Origin of the sequence: Psychrobacter sp. CMS30, assembly GCF_904846565.1 — a bacterium.
Classification (GTDB): Bacteria; Pseudomonadota; Gammaproteobacteria; order Pseudomonadales; family Moraxellaceae; genus Psychrobacter; species Psychrobacter maritimus.
The window spans coordinates 67,804-79,325 of the sequence record NZ_CAJHBF010000011.1 but is presented as its reverse complement, the minus strand read 5'-3'; the positions used below and the strand labels follow the sequence as shown (position 1 = coordinate 79,325).

At 41.8% G+C, this 11,522-nt stretch carries 9 protein-coding genes, 2 tRNA genes and 1 other RNA gene; 4 read left to right on the top strand and 8 right to left on the bottom strand.

What is annotated here, in order from left to right; all coding sequences use genetic code 11:
- The first annotated feature begins 109 nt into the window (after nucleotides 1-109).
- The 4 genes from JMX94_RS07660 (at nucleotide 110) to JMX94_RS07645 (ending at nucleotide 2,813) form a co-directional block, all read left to right on the top strand.
- On the top strand, nucleotides 110-781 hold the full coding sequence (locus tag JMX94_RS07660) for an alpha/beta hydrolase (protein WP_201564794.1): 672 nt from the start codon (nucleotides 110-112) through the stop codon (nucleotides 779-781).
- A gap of 85 nt (nucleotides 782-866) precedes the next feature.
- Nucleotides 867-1,225: a transfer-messenger RNA gene (gene ssrA, locus JMX94_RS07655) on the top strand.
- 824 nt (nucleotides 1,226-2,049) lie between these two features.
- Nucleotides 2,050-2,301 carry a hypothetical protein gene (locus JMX94_RS07650; RefSeq protein WP_201564793.1) on the top strand — a complete coding sequence of 84 codons (252 nt, stop codon included), beginning with the start codon at nucleotides 2,050-2,052 and terminating at the stop codon, nucleotides 2,299-2,301.
- 266 nt (nucleotides 2,302-2,567) lie between these two features.
- A complete protein-coding gene (locus tag JMX94_RS07645) occupies nucleotides 2,568-2,813 on the top strand; it encodes a hypothetical protein (RefSeq protein ID WP_201564792.1) in 246 nt (81 codons plus the stop codon).
- Between the two features lie 420 nt (nucleotides 2,814-3,233).
- Here JMX94_RS07645 and JMX94_RS07640 read toward each other — a convergent pair.
- The 8 genes from JMX94_RS07640 to JMX94_RS07610 form a co-directional block, all read right to left on the bottom strand.
- A tRNA-Leu gene (locus JMX94_RS07640) sits at nucleotides 3,234-3,320 on the bottom strand.
- A 124-nt stretch (nucleotides 3,321-3,444) separates the two neighbouring features.
- A tRNA-Cys gene (locus JMX94_RS07635) sits at nucleotides 3,445-3,518 on the bottom strand.
- 194 nt (nucleotides 3,519-3,712) lie between these two features.
- Nucleotides 3,713-3,847, bottom strand: coding sequence for a putative transporter small subunit (locus JMX94_RS13285; protein ID WP_227670443.1), 135 nt, complete (start codon nucleotides 3,845-3,847; stop codon nucleotides 3,713-3,715).
- Nucleotides 3,848-3,973: 126 nt separating this feature from the next.
- Entirely contained in the window at nucleotides 3,974-5,620 is a 1,647-nt protein-coding gene (locus JMX94_RS07630) for a sodium:solute symporter family protein (protein WP_201564811.1), read from the bottom strand.
- A gap of 884 nt (nucleotides 5,621-6,504) precedes the next feature.
- Nucleotides 6,505-7,551, bottom strand: coding sequence for a formate dehydrogenase accessory sulfurtransferase FdhD (gene fdhD, locus JMX94_RS07625; RefSeq protein WP_201564791.1), 1,047 nt, complete (start codon nucleotides 7,549-7,551; stop codon nucleotides 6,505-6,507).
- Between the two features lie 34 nt (nucleotides 7,552-7,585).
- On the bottom strand, nucleotides 7,586-9,934 hold the full coding sequence (locus JMX94_RS07620) for an FdhF/YdeP family oxidoreductase (protein ID WP_201564790.1): 2,349 nt from the start codon (nucleotides 9,932-9,934) through the stop codon (nucleotides 7,586-7,588).
- 190 nt (nucleotides 9,935-10,124) lie between these two features.
- Nucleotides 10,125-10,964 (bottom strand): IS3 family transposase, encoded by an 840-nt coding sequence (locus JMX94_RS07615; protein WP_201564806.1) that lies wholly within the window; start codon nucleotides 10,962-10,964, stop codon nucleotides 10,125-10,127.
- Nucleotides 10,952-11,473 carry a helix-turn-helix domain-containing protein gene (locus tag JMX94_RS07610; RefSeq protein WP_201564789.1) on the bottom strand — a complete coding sequence of 174 codons (522 nt, stop codon included), beginning with the start codon at nucleotides 11,471-11,473 and terminating at the stop codon, nucleotides 10,952-10,954. The genes JMX94_RS07615 and JMX94_RS07610 overlap by 13 nt, the downstream gene beginning before the upstream one ends.
- Between the last annotated feature and the right edge of the window lie 49 nt (nucleotides 11,474-11,522).

The window sequence follows — 11,522 nt, the reverse complement described above, 5'->3', positions numbered from 1 at the left end:
GCTTAAAACTGTAATGATTCACGTTATATATTCTAATTTAAATATTGTATGTCTTGCTTAATCAAACAAATAAATCTGGTTTTATTTATCAGTTAAAGGAACTTAAAACATGAGTAACTATTTAGATGCCGTTATTGTCGAACATAATCCCTCACAAAAAAAAATAGATAGAGCCGTGATTTGGCTGCATGGTTTGGGTGCTAGCGGTCATGACTTTGAGCCAGTCGTGCCACAGTTAGGTCTTGCGGATGACATGGCCGTACGTTTTATCTTTCCCCATGCACCTAATCGACCAGTGACGGTCAATGGCGGCATGGTCATGCCCGCATGGTATGATATATTAGAGATGAGCCTTGAGCGTAAAGTCGATATTGCTCAAATCGAAGAATCTTCTCAGCAAATCCATGACTTGATTGCTCGTGAAATCGAGCGCGGTGTTAAGCCTGAGCATATTGTCATTGCGGGATTTTCGCAGGGTGGGGCAGTGGCGTATCATGTGGCACTCGGCTATCCGCAGCGCTTAGCAGGTTTGATGGCACTATCTACCTATCTTGCGACCAATGACAATATTGACTATAGTGAGGCTAATAAAGACATGCCGATATTGATAGAGCATGGCACGCACGACCCTGTTGTTCCTGTGGTTTTAGGTGAGCAGGCACAGGAGTTGTTATCAGCGAAAGGCTACAGTGTCGTTTATCATACCTATCCGATGGCGCACCAAGTTTGCATGCCACAAATCCAAAATATCGGTAAATGGATGAATAAAGTTTTGGCTTAGCACCTTAAGCTGTAACTTAATGTAATACGGACTGCTTATAGGTTGAAAGTCTATGGCTAAGTCCTATATAATAGTCAGTCTTATTGGGGATGTTCTGGCTTCGACGCTGGTGATGAAACTCAATGATGCATGTCGAGAGTGTATGTCCTCTCGTTAATCAAACATATATTGTTATAGTCGCAAACGACGAAACTTACGCTCTAGCAGCTTAAACCCTGCTTACTTGGTTGCTGATCACCTACAGTTGGTCAACTAAGTTGAAGCGTCCGCATGTAGGCTCGCCACAAGTAATTGTCTCAATCGCTTGGGTTCAAAAGTAGAGAATCGTCCAATCCATCCTGACTGTCGGATCGGTGCGGATTAAAACTAAAGACAGAAACTAAACATGTAGATTCATGAGCGTAATGCTGGCGGACGCGGGTTCAACTCCCGCCATCTCCACCAAACAACGATAAAGGGCTAACCGTCATAGACGGTTAGCCCTTTATTTTGGGAATTTTTCAGGTATTGAGGTTTATATAGAGGTATGACGAACCATATAGAATGTTGGTATTAGGGTTTATACATACGCTCAATACCAACAAAGGATAGTCCAATGCCCTTAACTCATACCGTTATCAATAAGCTACCTACAGCCCAGTAGCGCCTCTATTGATACAAAGCGACCAGACAAGAACAGCGATGGTAACGGGCTGCAACTATGGGTGCGTTATACAGGCGTTAAGTCATGGATTAGTGCCTACAGGTGGTAAGGTAAACCGTCAGCCTTCACTATTGGCACTTATCCAGTAATCTAAATGCACGCCAGCGCAATATTGAGATTAAACGCTTGATAGCTAATGGCGCGCATCTGAAAGATCATAAGAAAGAGCAGCACGCCAACTAAGAGGGTTCTAATATTCTGTATGGCAACATTAAAATAAATAAAAGACTTATGCTTTTCAGATCAGTATGTATTTTTTAACGCTTCAACCAGAAAAATTGCTAGGACTTCAATCATCCTACGATCTCAAAGCTTGCCAGCAAGCTAATTAATAAGCCAATAAAAAAATACCTCGATGACGGGGGGGATAACAAGGCTATACATGAGATTGATAGTTATCAAAATAACAAACTGTTCTCTTAGCTAGAATTATGAGTTCTCTTTACGTCAGTTTACCGAACGCAATATGCTATATACAATACGTGAACATTAGTAGACATAAAAACATATTATTAAAGTATAACATTGGAAGCTGAAATTAACTGTTAGAAATAAAGGTTGAGACATGAATAATAGACTATCAGGGAGTGATTTAACTAGAGCTATGCTAGAGCGCGGTGATGAGCAAGTGTGGTGCGCTGTGAGTCATAAGAGTGCTGAGCATGCTATGGAGACTATTATCAATGTCAGCAGTGACTTTATAATGCATATTGTGGCATTTGAGGATGGTCACTTTCTCTGTAAAGAAGGCGGTAGATGGAAATACGCGATACCAATTAAAAAGGTTGAAATTACTCAAGAAGAAGTGGGGTTATAGAGAAATTCTAATTTAATTAATATTATTTTAATAAACATTAGTTTATAGTATAGTTAATTGATAATTAGACTATAAATTATATTCATTATTGTGAATAAAGATATATACTATGTATTAAAAAATAGTATTAGGCACGTCTACTGTACCGTTTTGATTTAAAAATACAAAATCATAAATGCGAAAGTCTCAGAGATGGTCAAGGTATAGCTTTTATATACCCACTTGTTTGGCTTAATAATCGTAAAATATGATTAGGAGCTATAGGTATGGATGCAGCAATTACAGGAAGTGAACTAACTCGTGTAATGTTGGAAGAGGGTCATCAAGAGGTCTGGTGTGCGGTAGATGATGGTTGCGATCAGGATGCTATGGCCTATTTAGCCAATAATGATTTTACAGCCCGTATAGTGTCTTTTAGTGATGGTATGTTTTATTGTACAGCTGGCATGGCTTGGTCGTGTGCAGTACCAATTAAGATAGTAGCGATAACACAGGCCGAGGCAGGATTTTGATTCTCAGAACTATACATGTTACGAAAGTATAGGTCATGTATCACGTTAGAAATGAAAAATCTAATTAGGTATTTTAAAATAGTAATAATAAAGAATGATGGTTAATATCATTGATGTTTTAAAACTTTTAATATCAATGGTTTGTGATTAATAGTTAGTTTCTGCCATCTCCACCAAATATTAAAAGTCCGATCACTTCATGGGGTTGGATTTTTTTGGCTTCAATTTATTAGCAAGTGTGAAGTATGAGCTTTCAACTAAATTAAAACTATGATTAACCGGTCTAGACTGACAAATATTATAAAACAGTTATTTTCTCAGAATATTTTTGCTAGCAATAAACGAGGGGATTATTAATCTCATAAAAAAACGACACCATAAGAAAAAGGCTTCCAATTGCTTGGAAGCCTTTTAATGTAATGGTACCCGGAGCCGGACTTGAACCGGCACGCTATTACTAGCGAGGGATTTTAAATCCCTTGTGTCTACCAATTTCACCACCCGGGCAAAACTTGTATTATCTAAAAGTAAGCTTGCTACTTGTTAGATAGTGGTCGCTATTATAAGCATTTATGTTAATAAAGCAAGCTAAAATTAACGTAATATTTATAATATTTTTAACCTAAATAATTGGAGGCTGAGGTCGGAATCGAACCGGCGTTAACGGAGTTGCAGTCCGCTGCATGACCACTCTGCCACCCAGCCAATCAAGGATGCCTATATTAGCAAAAATAATTTAAATTACAAGTCATTTTTTAATTAAATGCTACTTATCTGCTCAGTTGTGGTTATTTGCCCATAAATTAACGCTTATTCGAAGTATTGTTAGACTAAATGAAGCCATCACTAAGCCTTTGCTACATGATGGCTTTGTAAAACACATCGTCTAATATCATGTGCTAAACGATATCTTTATTATTATATTGCGCTTTTTTAATATCACGATAGGTTGCGGTACAAATTAATATCAGTACACCCAGCGTAATAGCTGGCCAAATGAGGATATATAATCCATAGATAAAAACGTTGTCCATGATAGCTCCTTATATTTAGTGTTTGTTGCTGTAGATTCTTACTTTACTTTGCTAGCTTCTAATAATGACTTCTAATAATGGCTAGCCAGTTAATGACCAACCATTACTTGATAATATTAATCTTATTTAAGATTTTGCTAGCGGTTGTACTGGCGGCTTTTTATCATAGTCGCCAACCCGCTGTTTAATGAGGTCAAAATCAAAATGCTCGTCACCCATTAGGCTGATAATCACACAGACGATGGTACTTGCGCCGTAAGCGGTCAGTGAAGCGAGTAAAACCATGTACTGGCGTAGGAAGCCAGTGGCGAAGATTAACATCAGCACCAGCGTGATAGCGGCTGCTGCCATGCCGATTTTACGACCTAAAAAGCCAAAGACCATAAGTCCAATAACCACTGCGGCACCGACACTCGCCAATATCTCAAAGAATAGGGCGGTGAAGCCAGTAATTGGTATCAGCTCAAAGCGCGCAACGCAGAACAATAACAGCCCAACGATGACCGCTGAGGTAAAAGCGACATTGGTGACGCGATTCCAAAACACACTGGCAATCACTGGGAAAACAATCGCACCCCATAACGCCCCAACGAAGACCAACATTACCAATATATCAAGCTTAAAGCTGGCAAAAATCAATCCTGCTGCCGTGGCGACAATCATGGTTCCGCGACCGACAAGCATCATAGTTTTTGGTTTAACGCTCCCCTTAGCAAGGTTTTTGCCATAGACATCCGCCATCATAATCGTTGATAGCGCTGATAAGTCTGAGTCAGCGGTTGAGGACAGCGAACCTATCACTAAAATAAAGAATAATGCGATAAAGACCGGATGCAAATAAGTACTGACCATTTGCGGAATTAAGTTATTCATATTGCCATCAAGTGGCTCGATACCTATGGTTAATGCCATGAGTCCAATCATACCAAGCCCAATGACGATACCGGCATAACCGACCGTGGCAGTGATAAAGGTCGCTTTAATTTTAGTTTTATCAATGGCAAATAGACGCTGGGTAATGGTTTGATTACCGATGGCATAAGCCAATACGGCGACAAAATACGGCGCACCCTGCTGAAAGAAAGCTTCAGAGGAAAAGAAGTCTTGCTGCTCAAAGGTTAAATTTGACAGTCCGCTGACCATGACCGACGGACCACCCATGGAAAATAGTACCGCTGGGATGATGATGACACCAATGGCCATCAAGGCGACCAGTTGGGCAAAGTCGGTAAAGACAGAGGCTCGGAATCCTGAGGTTAACGTATAGCTGAGCACCCCAACGCCTGCGATGATGACGCCCGTCTGAAACGATAAGGGTGACAGTACGGAGACCAAGGCACCAGCAGCGGTGAAGTTGACCATCAAGCTAATTAAGCTCCCCATAATATTGGATATGGCTAAAATTAATTGGCTTGATGAGCCGTGGCGGGCGTGGATGAGTTCACCTAAGGTATGGCCATTTGGGGCAAGTTCACGAAAGCGCATACCAAAAGGGTAGATGAATAAAATCATCAAAGCACCCCAAAAACCGTAATGTATCGGTCCTGAGACGCCGTATTTATAACCAGAAGTAGCGGCAGCATAAAACGACGCCGCCCAAATCCACGTGGCGGTCATACTGGCTGCGCCCATGCCGAAGCCAACACTGTGACCGGCGACCATAAATCCTGAAGTTGTCTCCTTGTCTTTTTTGATTAATAAAGACAGTAAATACGTGCCGCCATAAAATGCTAGTAATAATAAAAGAATGGTTAACGATGAAAATTGGAACAATGACTCAGTTTTCAAATTCATACCTCGCAATTGTTTTAATAGAATAATAGTTCGCTTTAAAGTAAAACTTACAAACTGGCGAAAATATAAAAACGCGCGTTCAACCTATTTGCCACGCGCATACAATTTTGCCCGTGCGTACAATTAGCAACGAGCAATACGCAATACGCAATAAAATAAATGGTTATAAAAACCAAGTGCTAACGTCAGCTGGTGTATTAATTTTTCATTGGCCACAGGCTATTAAAATATTTAATAAAAAATATCGACTAAAAGCTTGTATGAAAAATAACAGCGGCAACTCTCAATTAGCGTCTGCTAATGGATAAACCATTACGCGGTCAAATACGGCATCATCGATAGTAGCGATAGGCTACACGAGGCTTACATGGTAAGCGTCCATAGCAAAATTACGGATAAGCACTAAGCCAAAACTGTATGACTTGTGCTAAATGTAGACAGCTTATATCAGCTGTGATAAGCAATAATTAGAGTAGCGTTTTACTCAATTTATTGCGTGTGAGCTATCATCCGTTGTCGTGATGATAAGTAAAATCTTATTGGGATTGTGGTGCTCATTTACTTATCATTGATAAATAAAACTACAACTATGTTAAATATTCGTAACATGTTTGTGTGGTAAGGGTAACCTATTATCTATCTAACCTCAAATTTTCTCTCAAACTTCTGAGTTAAGGATGGTTAAGGCAAACTAATAGATAGATTTATAATAGTAACTGTAATCAGTGTTAGAGCAAAATGGAGTTAAAAAAGCTTAATCGAATGGATAAGTGAAAACTTGCACAGGAAGGGTAATGGGAGTGGATAGTAACGGAGTAATATCTGGCATGTTTAGTTATAGAGATATAACAGCAGAATCCGCTCTAGATTGGTGTTTTAAGCGTTTGGACAGTTGGTGTGATGTTGGTATAGTAAGTAACTCGGTCATCGCGTAAAAACCCTGCCAGCCCCAAGCCATAGCGCTCAGCAACCCGTACCGCAGTGCTGGTCGGTGCAGACATGCCGACAAGCCAAGGCAGGCGACTACGAATGGCCTTTTGCACCAGCTCAATAGACAGCCGTGAGGTCATCACCACGCATGTCAGCTCTGCTTTGTGGCGTAATTGCCAACCAATAAGTTTATCGAGGGCATTATGGCGTCCGACGTCCTCGAATAGATATAAGTCAGCGCCTTGCATGGTGGCAGCGGCATGTACCGCACCGGTTAATTGATGCGTGTGTTGTGCGGCGTTAATATTTTGTCGTACTTGCAATAGATAATTTAGAGTAGGGATAGTTGATGCTGATAGTTTTTCGCCTGATTCTAAGTTTGGCGCCGAATAACGGCTTAAATCAGGAAGTGCTTGCGCCAGTCCTGTAATACCACACATTCCGCAGCCTGTACGTCCTGCTAGCTGCCGCTTTTGCGCTTGAATACGCTGATGACAGCGCTGATTTAATACCAGTTCCACCACATACACATCATAGTCTTGTAGCTGCGTTGAAAACTGCTCAAAAGTAGTCGTTGCAGTAGCCGAATCATCCGTTAAATCATTGCTGAATTTCTGATAACTTGCGATATCGGTCAGTTGCGTTATTTCCCAATCTAATAATTCATGACTATGATGAATGAGCCCTTCACTGTATAAAAAGCCAATGGCAAGATATTCAAGCTGATAGGGGCTTGCCATCAATATCGCATAATGGATACCATTAATGACAATCGCAACGGCGGCCTCTACTGCTAGCATTGCTGATTTATCATCAATCTCTATTTCTTTGGCTGCATAAGTGGAGTTTTCAGTAGATAAATAACGATGTTTTTGTGCCAAATGCAGCCGCGATAGTGGCACTGTCTGATTATCCATTGACGCCTCAGCAGCATCTGTTGCCAAAGTATCTACTGTCGCTAAGTTATTTTTATTGACCATTATTTTAACCATTATCGTAGGACATTAAGCGCTATTAAGCGGTAGCTGCCAAACTGCCTTCATTAACGCGCTGTAAAACAACAGTAACCGACTTATAAGCCGGTGTCCTCGAGTCAGGAGCATGACTGTCCAAGTCAATAAGGTCGTTACATTCAGGATAATAGGTCGCCACCGCGTTGGCAGCGATGTCCATCTCAGTAAGTATCAAAGGACCCAAGGTACGCCGCTCATCCTTGCTGCCTTGCCGCGATACCATGACACTATCACCTTTTTGCCAGCCTAAACGCTTGATTTCATCGGGATGCATAAATAACACATCGCGGCGGTTGGTTTGGCGATAGCGGTCTTTAAACCCGAAAATCATGGTGTTAAATTGATCATGACTACGGACGCTAGTCAATTGCCATACTTTTTGCTCAGTACTTTTTTCGATATTTTTATCTTTAAAATTGTCGCTCGTGTCATTGCTATGATAGTCCGCGCTCGTTTGTGCCATTTGCGCGGCGACATAAGTAATCGGATATTGCGGTACTTCAAATTGGGCTTTGCCACTATCGGTATTCCAAACGCGATGACGTGCTGGGTGGTATAAATGAAAACCGCGCTCGCTTTCACGGATACGCTCATTAAAGTTCTCAAAGCCGTTAATAGCGCGGGCAATATAATTACGGATGATATCGAAGTCACTACCCATGGTCTGCCATGGAATTGACGAATCAGACCCAAGTACATAGGTTGCCATATCAGCCACAATTTGCGCTTCAGACTTTAAATCATCACTAATCGGTTTTAGACGTCCTTGTGTGGGCACAATCTGGCACATAGAGTCTTCAATCGTCGCAAACTGCTTGCCTTTAGCCGTTATCACGCGTTCGGTACGCCCTATACAAGGCAAGATTAAGTTGTTTGTACCCGGATATAGCATGGTTTCATTGAGCTTGGTAGCGACAAAAACATTAAGCTGAGTAGTGGTTAAGGCGGTTTGAATCGCACTCTTATCGGGTGCGGCAACGGCATAATTACCGCCCATACTGATAAAGGCTTTGAGTTTACCTTGCATCAATGCTTTAGCTCCAGCAATGACATCCAGCCCATCTTCTTGCGGCATAGGGCGCTGAAACACGCGCTCAAGGCTATCAAGTAGGCTTTGTTTAGGGCGCTCATGGATACCCATGGTGCGATCGCCTTGCACATTGGAGTGACCCCGCACGGGCGATGCACCTGCACCATCGATACCAATCATGCCCATCAGCAGCAGCAAATTGGTAATCATGGCGACATTATCTTCGCCTTGGACATGTTGGGTAATGCCCATGCCCCACGTACAGATAGTAGCAGGACTGTCTGCCACGAGCTTGGCAAGGTTGATGATGTCTGCTTGCGTAATACCAGAGCCAAGCTCGATATCTTGCCAAGATTGGGCGACCAGCCACTGTTTTAAATCATCAAACCCTGAAGTATGAGTGCTAATAAACTCACTATCAATCTTATCGTTTTCTACCAGCCATTTAGCCAAACCAGTCAATAAAGCGACATCACCACCGATTTGAATTTGAATGACCTCATCGACCATCTCATCGCTTTGTCCTGCAGCCATATGGGTTGGTTTTTGTGGATTCCTAAACTTGCTTAAACCCTGCTCACGCATCGGGTTGATAGAGATAATACGGCAGCCTTGTTTATGAGAGTGCGCCAACATCTCAAGCATACGCGGGTGATTGGTGGCAGGATTTTGCCCAAACAGCATAATCAACTTTGCTTGCTCAAAATCTTCCAAAACTACGGTGGCTTTACCGACGCCTAATTGTTTGCCAAGCATCACTGATGTTGGCTCATGACACATGTTTGAGCAATCTGGCAAATTATTGGTGCCAAAACAGCGTACAAACAGCTGAAACATAAAAGCTGGCTCGTTGGTCACGCGTCCTGAAGTATAAAATAAGGCTTCATCTGGTGAATCAAGATTTTTTAAGACATCAGCGATACGCTCATAAGCCGCTTGCCAAGAAATAGCGACGTAACGATCTTGCGCTGCATCATAATATAACGGCTCTGATAAGCGTCCGCTATGCTCAAGCTCATAGCCTGACCAACTTTGCAGTTCGGTCACGCTATGTCTGGCAAAGAACGCTGCATCTGCGCGTTGGTTCATCGTTTCACTGGCAATGACTTTGATACCGTTTTCACAGACATCGATAACTTTATGGGTCTTATGGTCAGGCCACGCACAGCCCGGACAGTCAAAGCCGCCCTTAGGCTGATTGCTATGTAAGACGCTGACACTACCGCGCATAAACGCCTTGTAATCCATCAGCTTACGAGTCGATGAGATCAGCGCTGGCCAACCAGCAGCAGGATGGGTATAAACAGGGATTTTGCGCATGACAGACCTCATAGGCGAATGGCGATAAGTAAGGGCTACTATAATAAGAGTGATTATGTTAAGTGCTACTACATTAAGTGCTACTATATAATGGCTGATAAGAAATATTGACTTTCATTACTTATAGATAACAAAAAACCTCAAAGCAAATGATGCGTTGAACTGACCCCCAAATGTTGGACGGTTTAGTTTATAACAAGGACTGAGTTCTGTATTGCACAGGACTCAGTCCTTTTAATTTAAGTTGAATACGCTCATGATTATAATAATGCATATACTCATGAATCTGTTTCTCTAACTGCTCAATAGTTTTCGGTTTCTCAATATAAATCGTCTCGCACTTCAGCGTACCGAAGAACCCCTCCATCAGTGCATTATCTAAGCAGTTGCCTTTTCTGCTCATACTTTGCTTAATTCCATGCTGTTTAAGCGTCGTGCTAAACGGTTTCATTTGATAATGCCACCCTTGATCTGAATGCAGCATTAATCTCTTACCACGGCACGCCTTTGTCTTATCTAAAGCACTAGCTAGCATCTTACCAACTAAGTCATAAGTGGGTCTCTTTGAGAGCGTATAGGTGATGATCTCATTGTTATAACAATCAAGTATGGGTGACAAATACAGCTTATCATCACCCACCTTAAACTCAGTAATATCGGTCAGCCAGCGCTTATTTGGTTTATCTGCATGAAACTGGCGCTTTAAATAGTTCTTCGCAATCTTGCCTTGTTGTCCTTTGTAAGATCGGTACTTCTGACGTCTTATCTTTGCGCTAAGCTTCATGTTACGCATCAGCTTAGCGATGAGCTTATGGTTATGATAAACCCCTAACTGCTTTAGCGCGGCCGTGACTCTACGATAACCATACCTGCCTTTATGCTTGTGGTATATCTGAGCAATATGATGTTTTAAGTCTGCATATTTGTCTTTAACATCAAACTGACACCTATGGTAGTAAAAGACACTCTTAGCCATCTTAGCGATGTTTAGCAAAGCAGATAAAGGGTGCTCTTGTCTTAGTCCTTCGATGAGCCTTGCTTTTTCAAAGCTTGTTTCTTCTTCTGTTTGAGCAAGGCATCCAGCTTTTTTAGGTAGGCGTTCTCCGCACGTAGGTACTCATTCTCACGCTTAAGCTCTGCTAGCGTCTTTTCATCATCTGGCTTGTCTGTAATAAAGGGTTTACTCATGGCGGTTCTACCTTTAGGTTTGGATATTAGTCCAGACATACCATAAAGCCGATACGCTTTGTGCCAGTGGCTAATTAAGGCCGGTGAGCTGATGTTAAACGTTAGAGCGACCTCGGATTGACTTAATCCTTCCTTAAGCATGGTCGTAATCACGTGATGTTTAAACTCACTGCTGTATTTGGCCTTACTTGTCTTTGGCTTAATGGCATCTATGCCACCGCTTTGGTATTGTTTAACCCATTTTTGTACAAGTTTCGAATCTACTTTAAACTTCTCACTTGTGGCAAGTCCGGTATGTCCTTGCCGATAGTATGCGATGACTTTTATCTTAAAGTCTAGGTCGTAATGCATAAAAATACCCCATAAGTTGTGTCCAACTTATGGGGTTCAGTTCACGTTT